Below are 17,411 nucleotides of genomic sequence, written 5' to 3' on the forward strand. Positions count from 1 at the left end.
ACCCTAGCTATCACACCCCCGCCCGTGGGCTCACGCCTTCGGCAGCAGCACCGTGAAGCAGGCCCCCTGCCCTGCTTCCGAGCGCACCTCGATGGTGCCCTTCGCCTCCGTCACCATGCGCCACGCCACGCTCAGGCCCAACCCCACGTTGGACCACACGTCCTTGGTGGTGAAGAAGGGCTCGAAGATGCGCGGGCGGATGTCCGCGGCGATGCCCTTGCCGGTGTCCTCCACCTCGAGGAAGGCGCGGCCGTCGCGCTCGCCGGTGCGCAGGGTGAGGCGCTTGACGGGCGTCTTCAGCATGGCGGTGCGCGCGTTGGACAGGAGGGCCAGCACCACCTGGGACAGGTGGCCGGGGTCGGCGCGCACGCGGCCCAGGCCCTCGGCCAGCTCGGTGACGAGGGTGATGCCCTCGCCGCGCGTCTGGTGCTCGGTGAGGCTGAGCGCGTCGCGCACCACGGCGTTGAGGTCCACCGGGCGCAGCTCCGCGCGCTCGCGCTGCTGCGAGAAGCGCAGCAGGTTCTGGGTGATTTCCTTGCAGCGCTTGGCGCTCAGCTCGATTTTCCGCAGCGTGTCCAGGTCCGGGTCCGCGTCGTTGCGGTCCAGCATGAGCAGCTGCACGTTGCCGAGGATGCCGGCCAGCGGGTTGTTGATTTCGTGCGCCACGCCCGCGCCGAGCTGACCCACCGCGGCCAGCTTCTGCGCCTCCAGCAGCTGGGCCTGCGCGGCCTTCAGCTCGGCGGTGGCCTCGTCCACGCGGGCGCGCAAATCGTCGTTCCACCGCAGCATCCGGGCGCGTGCCGCCTCCAGCTCGGCGCCCATGCGGTTGAAGGTGGTGGCCAGCTCGCTCAGCTCGTCCTGGCCCTCCACCTTCACGCGCTTGTCCAGCTCGCCGCGCCCGTACGCCTCGGCGCCGGCCACCACGTCCGCCAGCCGGCGGTTGAGGCGGCGCGTGAAGAGGGCGCCCAGCCCGAGCAGCACCACGAAGGTGCCGCCGATGGACGCCAGCACCGTGCGCCGCATGGCGCGCACCGGGGCCAGCGCGGTGGCCTCGTCCTCCTCCACCACCACGTCGAAGCGCAGGCCCTGCGGCACGCGCGCCACGCTCACCCGCCGGGCGGGGGACTCCAGGCGGAAGCTGCGCACCGCCTCCGGCAGCGAGGCGGTGGGCGCGAGCAGGTGCGCGACGAGCTCCGGCGCCAGCGCCTGCATCCGCCGCTCCGGCTCGGAGCTGGCCAGCACGCGCCGCGACTCGTCCACCAGGTCGATGCGCCCCAGGCCGCCGGACGCGCGTCTGTGCAGCAGTGCCTCCAGCGAGGTGAAGACCACCTCCGCCACGGCGAAGGGCGCGCGCTCGCCGTCCGCCAGCTTCACGGCCACGGCCACCGCCGCGCGCCCGTCCTCGGTGTGGACGTACGCGCCGCCCAGCGCCGCCTGGCCCTTGCCGCCGCCGCGCAGCGTCTGCACCGGCATCGCGTTCACCAGCCGCTGCATGCCGTCGGCGTCGAAGGCCGGGTGCCCGTCCACCGCCTGCGCCCGGAAGACGGGGTGGCCCAGCGGCTGGCCATCCGCGTCCAGCTTCAGCACCGCGCTCACCGTGGGGGACTGGTGGTACAGGAGCCGCAGTCCGCCCGCCGTCTCCGCCTCGGTGGCGGCCTCCCAGTCGAAGGCCTCCGCCGAGCGGGCCAGCGCGTCCACCACCTCCATCAGCGAGGCGCTCACCGCCTCCGCGGTGGCCGTGGCCTGCTCGCGCTGGGCGGCGTCGATGCGACGGGCCAGCTCGGCCTCGGCGCGCGAAAGCAACAGGAAGCCCACCGCGGCGAGGGGGAGCACCGTCGCGGCCAGCATGAAGAGGACGAGCTGCTGGTAGAGCCTCATCCGGCCACGGAGCGTACCACCCGCTCCCTGTCGCTGCGCAGGAACACCGAGCCGGCAATCGCCTTGGCCCGCTTCTTCATGTCCGCCGCGCGCCGCGCCAGCTCCGCGTGGTCCTGGGTGCCATCCGTCATCACCGCCACCACGGACACGCTCATGATGGGGAAGCGCCGCTTCTCCCCGAAGCGGTCCTCCGCCTCGATGTGGCCCCGCTCCCGGTCCTGCCGGTCGTAGTAGAGCGGGATGATGCGGTCGAACGTTTCAATCGCCTTCTGGCAGATGCGGTCCACCGACTCCGGCGAGGTGATGAAGACGAAGTCGTCACCGGCGACGTGGCCCAGGAAGTCCCCGGGCGCGCCCTCCTGCGCGAAGATTTCGCGCATCAGGTCGCCCGTCTGGCGCACCACGCCGTCCGCCTTCGCGAAGCCGTAGTAGTCGTTGTAGGCCTTGAGGTTGTCGAGGTCGAGGTAGCAGAAGGCGAAGGGCCGCCGCGCCATCAGCCGGCGCTGCACCTCGCGCTCAATCGCCGTGGAGCCCGGCAGCTGCGTGGTGGGCGAGGCGGACAGCTCCTGCTCCCGCCGCCGCATGACGCTCTCCACGCGCGCGCCCAATTCCAGCGCGTCGAAGGGCTTGGTGAGGTAGTCGTCGCCGCCCAGCTTGAGGGCACGCACCTTGGAGGACGTCTCCGCGCGGGCGGAGATGAAGATGACGGAGATGTGGCCGCTGGCGCGCTCGGCCTTGATCTCCTCCAGGAAGACGAAGCCGTCGCCGTCCGGCAGCGTCACGTCCAGCAGGACGACGTCCGGCCGGCGCTCGCGCAGGGAGCGGCGTCCCTCCTCGATGGAGCCCGCCAGCGCCACGTCGAAGCCGATGTTCTCCAGCACTTCCTTGCAGATGGTGGCGATCTTCACGTCGTCGTCCACCACCAGCACGCGCCCGTGCGCCGGGCCCGCGCGGCCGCGCACCAGCGAGTCCACCGTGGCCAGCAGCTTGTCCGGCGCCAGCGGGCGCACCAGGAAGGCGTCCGCCCCGGCGCGGAAGGCGCGCTGGCGCTCGTCGAAGGCGGACGTCAAGAGCAGCGGCGCGCGGCGCGTCTCCGGGTCGTGCCGGAGGATTTCCGCCAGCCGAAGGCCGTCCACGTCCGGCAGGCGCACGGACACCAGAATCATGTCCGGGTGGTACTTGCGCGCGGCGGCCACGCCCTCGTCCGCGTTGAAGGCCAGCCGCACGTCGTAGCCGCGCGCGGTCATCAGCGCCTTGGCGATGAAGCCCACCTCCGGCTCGCCCTCGATGACCAGCACCCGGCCGCGGTTCTCCTTGCGGCGGGGCTGCGCCGGCGCCTCGCCCGCCTCGTCGGGGTGGCGCAATTCGGGCGGCGGCTCGGTGGGCAGCACCGCCATGAAGCGCACGCCGTCCGTGGACGGCTCGCACCAGATGCGGCCGCCGTGGGCCTCCACGATGTTGCGGCAGATGGCCAGGCCCAGGCCGGTGCCGCGCACGGTGCGGTTGGCCTGGGTGCGCGCCTGCTCGAAGCGGTCGAAGATGCGCTCCAGGCTGTCCTCGGCGATGGGGTCGCCGCTGTTCCAGCAGGAGATGACCACGTAGCCCGGCAGGCTGGAGGTGGCGTGCAGCTCCACGCGCACGTCGCCGCCCTCCGGGGTGAACTTCACCGCGTTGTTCAGCAGGTTGTTGAGGACCTGGTTGAGCCGGTTGGGATCCGCCAGCACGCGCAACGGGTGCCGCGGCAGAATCGACTTCACCAGGATGCGCTTCTCGCCGAAGGCCGGCTGGTACTTCTCCACCACGCGCTGGATGAGCTCGTCCAGGTACGCCACCTCGAAGTTCATCCGCAGGCGGCCCTTGGCGAACTTCGACAAATCCAGCAGGTCGTCGACGATGGCGTTGAGCTTCTCGGTGGAGTCCTTCGCCAGCGACAGGTAGCGGCGCTGCCGCTCGTTGATGTCGCCGGCCATGAAGTTGAGCACCAGGTCCAGCGCGCCGGAGATGGACGTGAGCGGCGTGCGCAGCTCGTGGCTCACCATGGAGACGAACTCGTCCTTGCGCTCCTCCAGCCGCTTCTGGTCGGTGATGTCGCGCAGCACCACGCACACGCCGCGCAGTGTGCCGCGCGCGTCGCTCACCGGCGTGACGGTGACCTGCACGTGCCGCTCGTAGAGCTTCACCTCCTCGCGCAGCACCTGGCTGCCGCTGAACTCCCAGCCGCGCACCAGGTGGAAGGGCTGGAAGCCCAGCAGGTCCTCCATCATCTTCGTGGTGAAGCCCGCGGCGTCGTCGCCCGCCTGCAACAGGCGCCGCGCGGCCGGGTTCATCACCACGAGGTCGTTCTTCTCGTCGGTGAGGACCACGCCGTCCGCCATGGACTCCACCATGCGCTCCATGCGGTGGCGGGCTTCCTCCTCCGCCGAGCGCAGGGACTGGATGGCGTCCGCCGTCTGGTTCGCCAGCACGTCCAGGAGGACGCCGTCGTCCTCGCTGAAGGCGTCCGGGCGCTGGCTGAACAGGGACAGCATGCCCACCGGGCGCCCGCCGGCCACGAGGTTCACCGTGAGCTGGCTGGGGTACACGCTGGCCGCGTCCGCGTCCGGCGTGGTGGTGCCCGCCACGCGGGTGATGACCTTGTCCTCCGGCAGGAGCAGGCCGCTGCTCTTGCGGTACGCGCCGAGCATGGACTCCTTCACGCCCAGCAGCGCCTGCTCACCCACGGTGCCCTGGCAGCGCAGCCGCAGCGTGGCGCTGCGCGACTCGTCCGGGGCGATGAGCGCCGCGCCGCAGTCGTACGGCAGCACCCGCGCCACGGCGATGAGCACCCGGTCGATGATGTTGTCGTAGCTGGCCGGGTCGTTCGCGGACGCGCGGCTCACCTCGTAGAGGACGAACAGCGCCTCCACGCGCTGGTGGAGCTGGCGGATGAGCCGCTCCTTGTCCCGCCGCAGCTGGGTGAACTCCACCGCGTTCTTCACGGTGATGATGAGGTCGTTCACGTCCCACGGCTTGGTGATGTAGCGGTACACCTGGCCGCGGTTGATGGCCGCGATGAGGTCCTCCGGGTCCGTGTACCCGGTGAGCAGGAGCGCGGTGACGTCGAAGCCCTCGGCGCGCGCGGTGGCCACCAGCTCGATGCCGGACATCTCCGGCATGCGCTGGTCCGTGACGAGCACGTCCACCGTCTCGCGCCTGAGGATTTCCAACGCCTCCGGCCCGCTCGTGGCCGTGAGGACCCGATACCGGCGCTGGAACATCCGCGTGAGGATGTCCAGGACGTCGGCCTCGTCATCAACGAACAACAGCGTGTGGCGGGGCTCTGACAAGACGGGCGGAATTGTACGCAGAGATCAACGTCCTTCCTCAAGCTGTGAGAAAGGCAACCGTTCAGCACGCACGGTGAGTGCGCAGGGGGACACCGAACGGATTGACTCTACACGTATGTTCAGGAAGAGTGGCACTGAAAGCCTGTACCCTGGACGTCCGAGCCCCTGGCAGGACGGCAGTCGAGAGAGGGAGCGCATGGAAGAGCTCACGGAACGCCAGCGCGAGATTCTCGCCTTCATCGTCAAGGAGACGGAGACCCGGGGCTTCCCGCCGACCATTCGGGAAATCGGGGAGCACATGGACATCCGCTCCACGAACGGGGTGAATGACCATCTCAAGGCGCTGGAGCGCAAGGGCTATCTCAACCGGGGCGAGCAGCAGAGCCGCTCGCTGGTGCCCACCAAGCGGGCGCGGCTGCTGCTGGGCCTGGGCGCGAAGAAGGACGCCGGCATGGTGGAGGTGCCCCTGCTGGGCAAGGTGGCGGCCGGCGCGCCGCTCCTCGCGCAGGAGCACATGGAGGACTCGGTCAAGATCGACAGCTTCCTGCTCGGGGGGGTGAACGGCCGCGAGGTCTTCGCCCTGCGGGTCAAGGGACAGTCGATGATTGAAGACGGCATCCACGACGGCGACTATCTCTTCGTGAAGAAGACGCCCGCGGCACAACCGGGCGACATCGTGGTGGCGCTCATCGAGGACGAGGCCACGGTGAAGCGCTACTACCCGGAGGGCGAGCGCATCCGCTTCCAGCCGGCCAACGCCACCATGCAGCCCATCTACGTGAGCCGGGCGGAGTTCCGCTCGACCATGATTCTGGGCCAGGTGGTGGGCGTGTACCGCAAGCTGCAGGGCGGGCGCGTCTGACACGTCGTCCCGGGGGTTGAAGGCGCGCCGGGCATCGCGAGCCCGGGGCGCCTCCCCTGCCCCACTCAGGGGCACTTCTTCAGCGAGGCATCGGCGGCGGTGGCGCGGGCACAGGCCGCCTGGAGCGTGGCCGTGTCCTTCAGCTCGCGCGCCAGCCGGGCGGTGGTGAGCTGCAGCTCCGCGTCCTTCACCTGCTCCGGCTCCGCGCTGAGGCTGGTGAGGATGCGCAGCGCATCCGGCTTCCGGCCCAGCACGGTGAGCAGCTCGGCCAGCTCGCGCAACTCCCGCGCGTCCTGGCCGGAGACGGACTCCAGCGCGGCCTTGAGCTCGTCCTCGGCGGCGGCGCGGTTGCTCATCGCGAGGTGGATGCGGGCGAGCGCCACGTGGACGATGGCGCGGTCCTTCACGCGCAGGGACTCCTTGTAGGCGGCGATGGCGTCACCGGGCTTGTCCAGCCGCGTGTGAATCTCCCCCACCAGCTCCCAGAGCGTCGGGTCCCTGGGGGCGCGGCTGGCGGCCTCCTTGTAGGCGTTGGCGGCCTCGGGGAGCTTCCCGGAGCGCACGAGCGCGTCGCCCAGCGCGGTGTACACCTCGGGCGAGCGGATGCCCGTGTCCACGGCCTTCTGCGCGCGGGCGAGCACCTCGTCATGGCGCTTCTGCTCCGCCAGCACGTCGAGCGCGCGCATGATGAGCGCGGACTTCGCCTCCCTGGGCGCGGCGCCGGCGGCGAGCGTGAAGTGGTTCACCGCCTCGTCGTGCTCGCCCTTCTTGAGGTGCAGCTCGCCGAGCGACTCCAGCGCGTTGAAGTCGTGGGGGTAGAGGGCAATGGCCTTGCGCAGCGAGCTCTGTGCCTCGGGGATGCGCCCGAGCTGGGACTGGATGAAGCCCAGGCGGCTCCAGTTGGTGGAGCGGCGCGGGTCCTGCTGGACGGCGACCTCGAACTCGGCGAGCGCCTCGTTGAGACGGCCCATGGAGAGGTAGACCTCGCCTCGGGCGGCGGGCAGGCGCGGGTCATTGGGGAGCAGCTGCTTCATGGCGTCGAAGGACTTGAGCGACTCCTCGAAGCGGCCCTGGAGGTACTCGGCGGTGCCCTTGAGGTAGAGGCCCTCGGCGTGGTCCTTGTCGCTGACGGGCGGTGGGCTCTCGGTGCACGCGACGGCGGCGAGCAGGACGAGCAGGGGCAGGACTCGCGGGGACATGGAGGCTCCGACTCTCAGAAGTGGTACGCGATGCCGGCGTTGACGTCGAAGTTGAGGCCGTCGCCCAGCTGCGAGTCGGCCAGTCCGAGCACGGCCTGGGCGACGTTGGTGCCGAGTTCCAGCTGCAGGCCCACGTGGCCGGCGATGAGGTACTCGAGGCCGGCGAAGCCGACGACGGTGGGCAGCGGGCCGGTGGACTGGAAGATGCCGAAGTCGCCGAAGGACAGCTGCACGCCGAGGCCGAAGCCCCAGTAGGGCCGGAGGGCCTTCTCCACGTTGTGGTAGTGGCGCAGGCCCACGACGCTGGGCAGGACGTTGAGGCCGCCCTTGGCGCCCTCGGTGTTGGACTGCACGTAGGAGAAGCCGAGCTGCGCGAAGCCGACCCACTCGGGGTGGAACCAGTAGCCCACCTCCAGGTCGCCGCCCGGGTTGAGGGTGGCCAGCTTGTCGACGAAGTTGTTGTTGATGCGCAGGCCCAGCGTGAGGCTGCCGCCGCCCGTCGTCTTCGCGCCGCCGAGCAGCGGGCGGGCGGTGGGCACCTCCTCGGGCGAGACGAGCGCGGCGCGGAGCTGGTCGGCGACGGCCTCGGCGGTGCGCAGCAGGTGGTCGGCCTCGGGGGCTTCCGCGCGGGGCTTGGCGAGGCTGCGGCCGCCGACGGTGTCCACGAGGCTGGCGGTGAGGAGGTACTGGTCGCCGAAGCGGTCCAACCGGCCGGTGATGATGTAGCGGGCGCCGGTGATGGACGAGAGCTCCTGGAGGCAGGCGCCGCGCTCACACGTCTTGATGCCGAGTAACTGCCGCTGGCGCTCGGCGTCGAGCACCGTCTCGATGTCGCGCTGGGAGAGCACGCGCAGGCGCGGGGACTCGGCGAGGCGCGAGGCGATGAGCGAGGTGATGCCGGGCGCGGAGTCGCGGGCGGACTCGTTGGATTCGAGGGTGAGCACCGCGACGATGAGGGCTTCCTTCTCGGGCTCCCGGGCCGGCGTGGCCTGGGCGGCGGGAGCAGGCGGCCCGGAGGCGGGCTGCGTTCCGGACGTCGGCGGGGCGACGGGCGCGGCGGGCGGCTCTCCTCCGCTACCGGGGGCCTCGGACGCGGCGGGCGCCTGCGCGAGCGCGGTCGTGGTCAGGAGGAGGCAGAGGGAGGCCAGCAGCGGAAGGGAGCGCGACACGGGGCGGCACTCTACCCTCACCCGGGCCTCTCACGGAGTGCCGGAGCGCCTGGATGCCCATCACATTGCGCTCTCCGGATTCCGCCAGGCGGCCTGGGCAGCAGACGTCCAACCGCCTTCGCACGCTCACTTGGGCTGGTTCAGTTCCTCGGGTAGCGGGGTGCGAAGCAACTCCCATCTGTTCGGCAGCCTGATGACGGCAAAGCCCTCGCCAGCAATGCTCACGAGCACGCCGTCCGTGGCCTCTCCACTCGCGAGCCACGCGTCCGCCGCTTGGCGGGAGTCGAATGTGCGAGCGACGAGTGCCGCGCTGGTGGCGGGAGTGAAGTACTTCCGGAAGTACGCCCGGTACTCCTCCAGTTTTTGACGGTCCCGCAAGAAGACCAGGGCACCCGCGGCGATGTGGAGGGCTTCGTCCTCAGGCGAGCCGTCCGGGTACTTCTCATTGACGGTGCCGATGACGCGGAGGATGGCGTCCACATCGAAGTCTGGATCGTAGGTCATCTTCAGGAGGACGGCATGACGCCGAGGTACTCCAGCGGGTCCACGGGCTTTCCATCCAGCCGCACCTCGAAGTGCAGGTGCGGCCCGGACGTCTTGCCGGACTCGCCCACCGTGGCGATGACCTGTCCCCGGAGCACGCGCTGCCCCGTGCGCACGCGCAACTCCCGGTTGTGCGCGTACAGCGTGATGATGTTCTTCCCGTGGTCGACGATGACGATGTTGCCGTACCCGCGCTGCTCGCCCGCGTACAGCACCGTGCCCTCCTGCGCCGTCTTCACCGGCGTCCCCGAGGGCGCTGCCAGGTCGATGCCGTCATGCGGCTCCCGGCCCTTCTTCCCGAACCGCCCGTACAGCACGCCCTTCAGCGGCCAGTCGAGAATCCCCTGGGTCGCCAGTCGGGGCCGTGAAGCCCCTGGACGCAACACGGGGCGCGGGCGGGACGGAGGCTCCTCGCGCCGGGCCACCGTGGGCGAGCTTCCCCGCCGCACGGGAGTCTCGGTGGACGTGCGCACCGGCTCGGGGTCCGCCTCGGCCAGCGCCTCCGGCACGTCGCGCACCACGCCGGGGATGAGGAGCTCCTGCCCCACCGCCAGCGTCCACGGCGCCTTGATGTTGTTGGCGGCCCCCAGCTCCTCCACCGTGAGGCCGTACGTCTTGGAGATTCGATACATCGTCTCGCCCGGCGCGACGCGGTGGCGCACGGACACCAATTCCGGCTCCGGGTGCGCGCCCCGCAGGGAGAACGGCAGCGCGCTCCGCTGCGGCGCGGAGGAAGCCGTGCCCGAAGACGCCGCGGAGACTTCAGGCCCGCGAGCGTCCCCCACGGGCTCCAGCCCCGTGTCCGGCCCGGGCGCGGCGGCCCGGGTGCCCGCGCAGCCGGCGAACAGCACGGCCACGAGCAGCACCCGGAGCACCACCACCGCCTGGCTGGACACGGAAGCCTTCAACGCTAGGCACCATCCGATTCGTGCCGCTGGAAGCCGTCGAGCCGCCACTCCTTGATGTCCGGGAGGCGCTCGTGGTCCGTCAGCTCGAAGTGCAGGGGCGTCACCGAGACGCGCCGGTCCAGGAACACGGCGTTGCAGTCACTCCCCGGGATGTCCTCGTGCTGGTACTCGCTGCCGCCAATCCAGTAGTACTTCCGGCCGCGAGGGTCTTCCTTCTCCACCACGTTGTACCCGTAGGTGTGCCGGCCCAGCCGCGTGACGACGTAGCCGTCCGGCTCCACCCCATTGGGGATGTTCACGTTGAGGAGCATCCTCGGCGGCAGCGGCCGCGTCAGCGCGCTCTGCACCAGCGACCGCGCGAAGCGCGCGGCCGGGCCGAAGTCGAACGGCTGCCCCCGCGTCACCAGGCTGAAGGCGATGGCGGGCACCCCGAGCAGGGCCCCCTCCATCGCCGCAGCCACGGTGCCCGAGTACATGACGTCTTCCGCCAGGTTCGCGCCGTGGTTGATGCCGGACACCATGAGAGTGGGCCGAGCATCCTTCAGGATGTGGTTGATGGCCAGATATGCGCTGTCCGCTGGCGTCCCGTCGACGGAGTACCACCGCTCGCGCACCTCCTTGATGCGCAGCGGCCGGTGCAGGGAGATGGCGTGCGAGGCGGCGCTCTGCTCGCGGTCGGGCGCCACCACCCACACCTCTCCCAGGGGGCTCACCGCTTCCACGAGGGCCTTGAGGCCCTCGGAGAAGTAGCCGTCGTCGTTCGAGACGAGGATGCGTGGCTTGGGGGCGCTCACGGGCTCACTTCTTCTGCGCCAGCGAGCGGAACACGCTCTTGCCGGCGTAGCGGGCCGCCGCGCCGAGCTCCTGCTCGATGCGCAGCAGCTGGTTGTACTTGGCGATGCGGTCCGAGCGCGACGCCGAGCCCGTCTTGATCTGCCCGCAGTCCAGCGCCACCGCGAGGTCCGCGATGGTGGTGTCCTCCGTCTCGCCCGAGCGGTGGCTCATCACCGACGTGTAGCCCGCCTTGTGCGCCATGCGCACCGCGTCGAACGTCTCCGTCAGCGAGCCAATCTGGTTCACCTTCACCAGGATGGAGTTGGCCACGCCGCCCTCGATGCCGCGGCCCAGCCGCTCCACGTTGGTGACGAAGAGGTCGTCGCCCACCAGCTGGAGCTTCCCGCCCAGCGCGTCGGTGAGCTTCTTCCAGCCCTCCCAGTCATCCTCCGCCATGCCGTCCTCGATGGAGATGATGGGGTAGCGCTCGCTCAGGCCGCGGTAGTAGTCGAGCATCCCGGCCGCGTCGTACTCCTTGCCCTCGCCCTTGAGCCGGTACTTCTTCGAGCCCTTGTCGAAGAACTCGCTGGCCGCCACGTCCAGGGCGAGGAACAGCTGCTCGCCGGCCTTGAAGCCCGCCTGGTCGATGGCCTCCATGATGAGCTTGAGGGCCTCCTCGTTGGCCGGCAGGTCCGGGGCATAGCCGCCCTCGTCGCCCACGCCGGTGGCCAGCTTGCGGCCCTTCAAAATCTTCTTCAGCGCGTGGAACACCTCCGCGCCCCAGCGCAGGCCTTCCGCGAAGCTGGTGGCGCCCGCGGGCACCACCATGAACTCCTGCACGTCCACGCGGGTGTCCGCGTGCGCGCCGCCGTTGAGGATGTTCATCAGCGGCACCGGCAGGGTGCGCGCCTGGGCGCCGCCCACGTAGCGGTACAGGGGCAGGCCGTGAGCGTCCGCCGCCGCGCGGGCGCAGGCCATGGACACCGCGAGGATGGCGTTGGCGCCCAGCTTGCCCTTGGTGGGCGTGCCGTCCAGCTCCAGCATCTTCTGATCCACCGCGAACTGATCCGCGGCGTCCATGCCCACCAGGGCGGGGGCGAGCACGTCCATCACGTTCTTGACGGCCTTGCGCACACCCTTGCCCAGGTAGCGCCCCTTTTCGCCGTCACGCAGCTCGATGGCCTCGTGCTCGCCGGTGGACGCACCGGACGGCACCGCCGCGCGGCCCCGGGAGCCACCGGCCAGATGGACCTCGGCCTCCACGGTGGGGTTGCCACGGGAGTCGAGCACTTCACGCGCCAGAATCTGAGCAATCTCGGTCATAGGCGGCCGTTTCTAGAGGAGGGTTCCAGACCGGGCAAGCGTGCTCGCACCGGGCACTGCTACAGTGTCCACCCGCCGAATGCCGCCCAACCGCCGCAATGCCGCCCCCCAGGGGCCCGACCCCCTCCTCGCCCAGCGACGCCGAGGCGCCCTGCTCGGCCTGGCCGTGGGCAATGCCTTGTCCGTGCCCACCGCGCACCGCCCCTTCATGGCACCTTCTTTTCCCCAGCAGGCGGAAGGGCCCTACCTCAAGCTGATGGGAGGGGGCCCCCATGAGCTGCGCAAGGGCCAGGTGACGGAAGAGGTGCAGCTCGCGTGCTGCCTCGGCCACAGCCTGAGGGACTTGCGGCGCTACGACGCCGCGGACGCGCTCCGCCGCTACCGCGCCTGGCAGCCGCACGCCTTCGACGTCAGCGAGCCGATGAAGGCCGTCCTGGAGGAATGCGGCTCCGGCGCGCCGCCGCTGGGGGCCGGCAAGCGCGTGTGGCTGCGCGCCTTCCGCCAGCCCGCGTTCCCCGGGAGCCTCGCGCGCACCGCGCCTCTGGGCGTCTACCTGGCGGACAACGCCGCCGCGCGCACCCAGGCCTCGCTGGAGGATTCCGCCCTCACCCACTATGACCCGCGCTGCCAGCTCGCCTGCGCCGCCTTCAACGCCGCCCTGGCGCGCGCCGTCACCAGCGGCGCCGCGCTGAAGAAGGAGGACCTCCTCTCCGCGGCGGAGTCCGGGCTCCTGCTGGCGGGCGCGGCGCTCGGCCGCTCCGCGAGCGACTACGTCCAGGAGGTGACGCACGCGGCCCAGCTGCTGCGGGAGGACCTGGAGCTGGCCCAGAAGGAGGATCCGCAGCTCTACGGGCCGGACCTGCACCTGCACCGGCCGCTGCATGCGGTGCGTGTGGCCTTCCGGCTCGCCTTCTGGGAGCTGCTCCACGCCCCCTCCGCGGAAGCCGCGCTGCTGGATGTCGTCCACCGGGGGGGCGACACGGAGGCCCACGCCGCCATCACCGGCGCGCTGGTGGGCGCCTTCCACGGCGAGGAGGCCCTGCCCGCCGAGTGGCGCAAGGGCGTGCTGGAGGCGCTCGCCACCGTGAAGGGCCCCCTCTGGGACGTGTACCACCCGAGGCACCTGCTGGCGCTCGTCCCCGTCTGAGGACGCCGTCGAGCCTGCGGGCCCCTGGACGCGCGAAGCCCGCGGAGGTGGTCCTCAGTGAGGACACCGCCGCGGGCCCGGTGACACACGCCGCGGCTTCGGGGCCGCGCGTTGGAATCAAGACAACAGGTCGATGACCACCACGCCTCGCTGAGGCTTGTCCTCCTCCGTCTCCGTCCGGCGCCGAGGGCGGTCGTCCGGGGCGGGCAGCGGCAGCTCCACCACGGGCCTCTCATGGTCCTCGCGGCGGCGCTCACGGCGCTTGATTTCTTCGATGATGAAGGCGTCGAGCATGGGTCTATCCGTCTCCCTCAGCCTACGTACCCCGATGTACGCCCGCCGTCCCGCCCAAAAACCACGTCCACGAATCTCAGATGCAAATTAAGAACCCCGGTTCTGCACTGGGTACGTCACTGCCATCTCGCACGGTTGCTCGTCCGCCACCCGACATCCTGGCCAGGGCAACCGTGGCATGGATGTCATGGGGGCCCCGAAATCCGGTCGGGACGATGTTCATTCTAATGCCCTCGAAATAGCCCGCAAGCGGTCCAACTCACGGACAGACCCCGGCCATTCAGGGCGGCAATCCGCCCCGCTGACCAGGGTCGCCCGCCTGCCTGCTCCAAGGGGGCGTGACGGTGTGCGTCAGGGTCCTTCCGGACCTGGGAGGGAGGCCCTCAGGCCCCTTCCGCGCGGCGCTTGAAGGCGTCCAGCATCTTGGGGAGCGAGGTGTCCACGAGGGCGTTGACGATGGCCTTGGGCACCAGGGCGCCCAGGGCCATCTCCACGGTGTAGGTGGCGCGCGTCTTGCCCTCGCCCTCGGGCTCCAGCACCCAGCTGCCCTTGTTGTCCTTCATCACCTCGCCCTTGATGAAGGACCAGGCCATCCGCTTGGGGCGCTCCTCGGTGACGCGGATGGAGTAGTTGACCGTCTTCACCACATCGACCTTGTAGTGGACCTCCACCGTGTTGCCCTGCCGGTTGGAGGTGCGGATCTCCTTCACCTCCGGGAGGAACTCCGGGTAGCGCTCGTACTGGGTGATGACGTCGAAGACCTTCTCGACGGGAGCGTTGATGACGATGGTCCGCGTGGCGCCAGGCATGGGGTTCTCCGACAGGGCGAGAGGTGGGGGGCTACTCTAGAACGCGTACCCCGGCTTCTTGTCGAACTTGTGCAGGGACTGGATGAAGCGCACGGTGCCCGTCTTACTGCGCATGACGACCGAGTGCGTCTCGCAGCCGCCGCCGAAGAAGCGCACGCCCTTGAGGAAGTCGCCGGAGGTGACGCCGGAGGCGGCGAACATCACCTCACCCTTCGCCAGCTCCTCGGCGGTGTAGATCTTCGACATGTCGGTGATGCCCATCTTCTTGGCGCGGTCGATCTCCCCCTGGTTGCGGGGGACGAGGCGGCCCTGCATGTCGCCGCCGGTGGCGCGCATGGCGGCGGCGGCGATGACGCCCTCGGGGGCGCCGCCGATGCCCATCAGCACGTCCACGCCGGTGCCCTCGAAGCAGGTGGCGATGGCGCCGGCCACGTCACCGTCCTCGATGAGGCGGATGCGGGCGCCCGCCGCGCGGACCTCCTTGATGAGGTCCGCGTGCCGCTCGCGGTCCAGCACCACCACGGTGAGGTCCTCCACGTACACCTTCATCCTCTCCGCGATGTTGCGGAGGTTCTCCGTGGGGGACTTGCGCAGGTCGATGGCGCCGCGGGCGCGCGGGCCCACCGCGAGCTTCTCCATGTACGTGTCGGGGGCGTTGAGCAGCCCGCCCTTGCCGGCCATGGCGACCACGGAGATGGAGCCCGGGCGGCCGTAGGCGCACAGGTTGGTGCCCTCCAGCGGGTCCAGGGCGATGTCCACCTCGGGGGCGCCCTCCCCGCGCTTGCCCACCCGCTCGCCGATGTAGAGCATGGGCGCCTCGTCGCGCTCACCCTCGCCGATGACGACGGTGCCGTCGATCTGCAGGGCGTCGAAGGCGCGGCGCATGGCGTCCACGGCGGCCTGATCCGACTCGTTCTTGTTGCCGCGGCCCATCAGACGGGCGGAGGCGATGGCCGCCATCTCGGTGACGCGCACCACCTCCATTGCCAGGTTGCGATCCATAGTCGTGTGCTCCTTGGGTATTCGTGGGGATTCAGGGGGAAGAGCTGGAGCCCGGGGTGGGCTCGGAGGGTTTCATCAGCTGAATGATGGCGTCCGGCAGCCGGGTGGGCTTGCCGTCGCGCTTGATGCAGGCGTGCAGGGTACGTCCGGTGCACAGCAGGGTGCGCGGCTCGCCCTCGCGGAAAAGCTCGTAGGTGAACACGATGGAGGCGCGGCGCAACTCGCCCACCTGCACGCGGATGACGAGCAGGTCGTCGTAACGCGCGGGTGACTTGTACTGGCAGCTCGCCTCGGCGACGGGCAGCTGGAGGCCGGAGCGCTCCATGTCGGCATAGCTGCCGCCGTGCGCGCGGAAGAACTCGCTGCGGGCGAACTCGAAGTAGCGGAAGTAGTTCGCGTAATAGACGACACCCATCTGATCCGTGTCGCCGTAGATGACGCGAAGCCGGGCCTCGACCATGAGGGCGCGCAAGCTAACAGCGCCCCCGTCAGCGTCCAAGCAGTCGCGCCCCTTGTTGGTTGCTTCTGACCATCCGACCGGGGCACTTTTCTAATACGTATGATTCGAGCCCTCCTGCTGGTGACGGCCCTGGCCGCCCTGCCCGCCTTGGCGAAGCCGCCGCGGCTGACGCTCTTCATCTCGGTGGACGCGCTGGGCAGCGAAGTGCTCCTGCGAAACCGCGCCCGGCTCACGGGGGGCCTGGGGCAGTTGCTGACCGCCGGGGCCTTCTATCCCTACGCCCGCTACGGCTTCGCCGAGTGCCGCACCGCGCCGGGCCACGCCACCCTGTCCACGGGGACGAACCCCTGGAGGCACGGAGTCATCGACAACCGCTGGGTGGACCGGGCGACGGGCAAGCCCGTCAACGCCTACGTGGACCCGGCGCACCCGGTGCTGGAGGTGCCGCTGACCCCAGGGCAGGACGCGAGCCCGGCGAACCTGATGGTGGAAACGCTGGCGGACCGGCTGCGGGTGGCGACGCAGGAGCGGGGCAAGGCGGTGGCGCTGTCGCTGAAGTCGCGCGCGGCCATCGCGCTGGCCGGGCGGATGGGGCAGGCGTGGTGGTTCGACGACGGCGTGGGGAAGTTCGTGACGGGCACCTGGTACACGAAGGAGTTCCCCGCGTGGGTGAAGGACCTGAACGCGCGGAAGCTGCCGGAGTCGTACTTCGGGAAGAAGTGGGAGCTGATGCGGCCGCGCACGGAGTACGTGGGCGAGGACGAGCGCAGCTACGAGGTGAACGCGTACGGGCTGGGCCGCACCTTCCCGCACCCGCTGGATGGCGGGCTGCCGTCGCCGGGGCTGGTCTTCTACCGGGCGTTCGGGGTGTCGCCGGACTCGCATGACGTGCTGGTGGAGGCGGCGAAGGCGGCGATTGTCGGGGAGGGGCTGGGGAAGGACGAGGTGCCGGACCTGCTGGCGGTGAGTGTCAGCGGGACGGACCTGGTGTTCCACGAGTTCGGTCCGTACTCGTGGGAGATGCAGGACTCGCTGCTGCGGCTGGACAAGGCGCTGGGGGAGCTCATCACCGCGGCGGAGCGCGCGGCGGGAGGCCGGGCGAACCTGGTCATCGCGGTGACGGCGGACCATGGCGGCGCGGCGATGCCGGAGCAGTGGGCGGCGCAGGGGCTGCCGGCGCAGCGGGTGAGCCCGGTGGCGGTGGCGCAGGCGCTGACGCAGGAGCTGCGCAAGCAGTTCGGCGGCGACGTGACGGCGTCGCTGGAGGAACTGGACGTGTACCTCTCGGGCAAGTCGCTGGAGGGGGGCAAGGTGGACGGCGCGGCGGTGCGGCGGGCGGCGGCGGCGTGGATGGCGAAGCACCCGGCGGTGCTGACGGCGGTGGCGAGGGATGACCTGTTCACCGCGCCGGACCCGGCGGGACACCTGGCGCCGCTGCGCAAGGGCTACTACCCGGAGCGCAGCGGGGACGTGTTGTTCATGGTGAAGCCCTTCCACCTGCTCTACACGGACACGGAGGGGACGAGCCACGGCACGCCGTACTCGTACGACTCGCAGGTGCCCGTGGTGTTCGCGGGCAAGGGCATCAAGCCGGGGGTGTACCTGGAGGAGATGGACCCGGTGGACGTGGCGCCCACGCTGGCGGCGCTGATGGAGATTGGAATGCCCGCGGCGGCGGAGGGCAAGCCGCGCGCGGAGGTGCTCACGGGGAAGTGAG

Annotated in this window: 15 protein-coding genes; 3 read left to right on the forward strand and 12 right to left on the reverse strand. The window is 70.4% G+C overall.

From position 1 onward, the window contains the following. Window positions 1-30: 30 nt before the first annotated feature. Together HG543_RS04270 and HG543_RS04275 are read right to left on the reverse strand one after the other, a co-directional pair. Window positions 31-1,878, reverse strand: coding sequence for a sensor histidine kinase (locus HG543_RS04270; protein ID WP_169343359.1), 1,848 nt, complete (start codon window positions 1,876-1,878; stop codon window positions 31-33). Further along, the gene (locus tag HG543_RS04275; RefSeq protein WP_169343360.1) at window positions 1,875-5,204 is read right to left on the reverse strand and encodes a response regulator; all 3,330 of its coding nucleotides are present in this window, start codon (window positions 5,202-5,204) and stop codon (window positions 1,875-1,877) included. The genes HG543_RS04270 and HG543_RS04275 overlap by 4 nt, the downstream gene beginning before the upstream one ends. Before the next feature lie 196 nt (window positions 5,205-5,400). On the opposite strand from HG543_RS04275, the gene lexA reads away from it, so the two are divergent. Further along, the gene (gene lexA / locus HG543_RS04280; protein WP_169343361.1) at window positions 5,401-6,066 is read left to right on the forward strand and encodes a transcriptional repressor LexA; all 666 of its coding nucleotides are present in this window, start codon (window positions 5,401-5,403) and stop codon (window positions 6,064-6,066) included. A gap of 65 nt (window positions 6,067-6,131) precedes the next feature. Here lexA and HG543_RS04285 read toward each other — a convergent pair whose 3' ends face one another. The 6 genes from HG543_RS04285 to eno all read right to left on the reverse strand — a co-directional run bounded on the left by HG543_RS04285 (window position 6,132) and on the right by eno (window position 11,982). Beyond that, entirely contained in the window at window positions 6,132-7,265 is a 1,134-nt protein-coding gene (locus HG543_RS04285) for a tetratricopeptide repeat protein (protein WP_169343362.1), read from the reverse strand. 14 nt (window positions 7,266-7,279) lie between these two features. Further along, window positions 7,280-8,434 carry a hypothetical protein gene (locus HG543_RS04290; protein ID WP_171817829.1) on the reverse strand — a complete coding sequence of 385 codons (1,155 nt, stop codon included), beginning with the start codon at window positions 8,432-8,434 and terminating at the stop codon, window positions 7,280-7,282. Between the two features lie 126 nt (window positions 8,435-8,560). Next, window positions 8,561-8,938: a hypothetical protein gene (locus tag HG543_RS04295; protein ID WP_169343364.1), complete on the reverse strand. Its 378-nt coding sequence runs from the start codon at window positions 8,936-8,938 to the stop codon at window positions 8,561-8,563. Between the two features lie 2 nt (window positions 8,939-8,940). Beyond that, window positions 8,941-9,873 carry a LysM peptidoglycan-binding domain-containing M23 family metallopeptidase gene (locus HG543_RS04300; RefSeq protein WP_371876495.1) on the reverse strand — a complete coding sequence of 311 codons (933 nt, stop codon included), beginning with the start codon at window positions 9,871-9,873 and terminating at the stop codon, window positions 8,941-8,943. Between the two features lie 14 nt (window positions 9,874-9,887). After that, the gene (surE, locus tag HG543_RS04305) at window positions 9,888-10,679 is read right to left on the reverse strand and encodes a 5'/3'-nucleotidase SurE (RefSeq protein ID WP_169343366.1); all 792 of its coding nucleotides are present in this window, start codon (window positions 10,677-10,679) and stop codon (window positions 9,888-9,890) included. Between the two features lie 4 nt (window positions 10,680-10,683). Further along, the gene (gene eno, locus HG543_RS04310; RefSeq protein WP_169343367.1) at window positions 10,684-11,982 is read right to left on the reverse strand and encodes a phosphopyruvate hydratase; all 1,299 of its coding nucleotides are present in this window, start codon (window positions 11,980-11,982) and stop codon (window positions 10,684-10,686) included. Between the two features lie 79 nt (window positions 11,983-12,061). Between eno and HG543_RS04315 the strand changes: the two genes are divergently transcribed. Further along, window positions 12,062-13,129 carry an ADP-ribosylglycohydrolase family protein gene (locus HG543_RS04315; protein ID WP_169343382.1) on the forward strand — a complete coding sequence of 356 codons (1,068 nt, stop codon included), beginning with the start codon at window positions 12,062-12,064 and terminating at the stop codon, window positions 13,127-13,129. A gap of 117 nt (window positions 13,130-13,246) precedes the next feature. On the opposite strand, the gene HG543_RS04320 is transcribed toward HG543_RS04315, so the two are convergent. From HG543_RS04320 to HG543_RS04335, 4 genes are all read right to left on the reverse strand, one after another. Beyond that, complete coding sequence (locus HG543_RS04320; RefSeq protein ID WP_169343368.1) at window positions 13,247-13,423, reverse strand: hypothetical protein; 177 nt, start codon at window positions 13,421-13,423, stop codon at window positions 13,247-13,249. A gap of 383 nt (window positions 13,424-13,806) precedes the next feature. Further along, complete coding sequence (locus HG543_RS04325) at window positions 13,807-14,232, reverse strand: type II toxin-antitoxin system RatA family toxin (RefSeq protein ID WP_169343369.1); 426 nt, start codon at window positions 14,230-14,232, stop codon at window positions 13,807-13,809. A gap of 36 nt (window positions 14,233-14,268) precedes the next feature. After that, window positions 14,269-15,234, reverse strand: coding sequence for a class II fructose-bisphosphatase (glpX, locus tag HG543_RS04330; RefSeq protein ID WP_169343370.1), 966 nt, complete (start codon window positions 15,232-15,234; stop codon window positions 14,269-14,271). A 31-nt stretch (window positions 15,235-15,265) separates the two neighbouring features. Further along, window positions 15,266-15,694: an acyl-CoA thioesterase gene (locus HG543_RS04335; protein ID WP_169343383.1), complete on the reverse strand. Its 429-nt coding sequence runs from the start codon at window positions 15,692-15,694 to the stop codon at window positions 15,266-15,268. Window positions 15,695-15,793: 99 nt separating this feature from the next. On the opposite strand from HG543_RS04335, the gene HG543_RS04340 reads away from it, so the two are divergent. Next, window positions 15,794-17,410, forward strand: a complete 1,617-nt coding sequence (locus HG543_RS04340) for an alkaline phosphatase family protein (RefSeq protein WP_169343371.1) — start codon at window positions 15,794-15,796, stop codon at window positions 17,408-17,410. Window position 17,411: the final 1 nt, after the last annotated feature.

It is taken from the genome of Pyxidicoccus fallax (assembly GCF_012933655.1).
In the GTDB taxonomy this organism is placed as follows: domain Bacteria; phylum Myxococcota; class Myxococcia; order Myxococcales; family Myxococcaceae; genus Myxococcus; species Myxococcus fallax.

Bases quoted from the DNA above. Each gene is read 5' to 3' on its own strand.
- HG543_RS04270 (WP_169343359.1), bottom strand. From the start codon at position 1,878: ATGAGGCTCTACCAGCAGCTCGTCCTCTTCATGCTGGCCGCGACGGTG.
- eno (WP_169343367.1), bottom strand. From the start codon at position 11,982: ATGACCGAGATTGCTCAGATTCTGGCGCGTGAAGTGCTCGACTCCCGT.
- HG543_RS04315 (WP_169343382.1), top strand. From the start codon at position 12,062: ATGCCGCCCAACCGCCGCAATGCCGCCCCCCAGGGGCCCGACCCCCTC.
- HG543_RS04335 (WP_169343383.1), bottom strand. From the start codon at position 15,694: ATGGTCGAGGCCCGGCTTCGCGTCATCTACGGCGACACGGATCAGATG.
- HG543_RS04320 (WP_169343368.1), bottom strand. From the start codon at position 13,423: ATGCTCGACGCCTTCATCATCGAAGAAATCAAGCGCCGTGAGCGCCGC.
- HG543_RS04295 (WP_169343364.1), bottom strand. From the start codon at position 8,938: ATGACCTACGATCCAGACTTCGATGTGGACGCCATCCTCCGCGTCATC.
- HG543_RS04285 (WP_169343362.1), bottom strand. From the start codon at position 7,265: ATGTCCCCGCGAGTCCTGCCCCTGCTCGTCCTGCTCGCCGCCGTCGCG.
- HG543_RS04325 (WP_169343369.1), bottom strand. From the start codon at position 14,232: ATGCCTGGCGCCACGCGGACCATCGTCATCAACGCTCCCGTCGAGAAG.
- HG543_RS04340 (WP_169343371.1), top strand. From the start codon at position 15,794: ATGATTCGAGCCCTCCTGCTGGTGACGGCCCTGGCCGCCCTGCCCGCC.
- glpX (WP_169343370.1), bottom strand. From the start codon at position 15,234: ATGGATCGCAACCTGGCAATGGAGGTGGTGCGCGTCACCGAGATGGCG.
- lexA (WP_169343361.1), top strand. From the start codon at position 5,401: ATGGAAGAGCTCACGGAACGCCAGCGCGAGATTCTCGCCTTCATCGTC.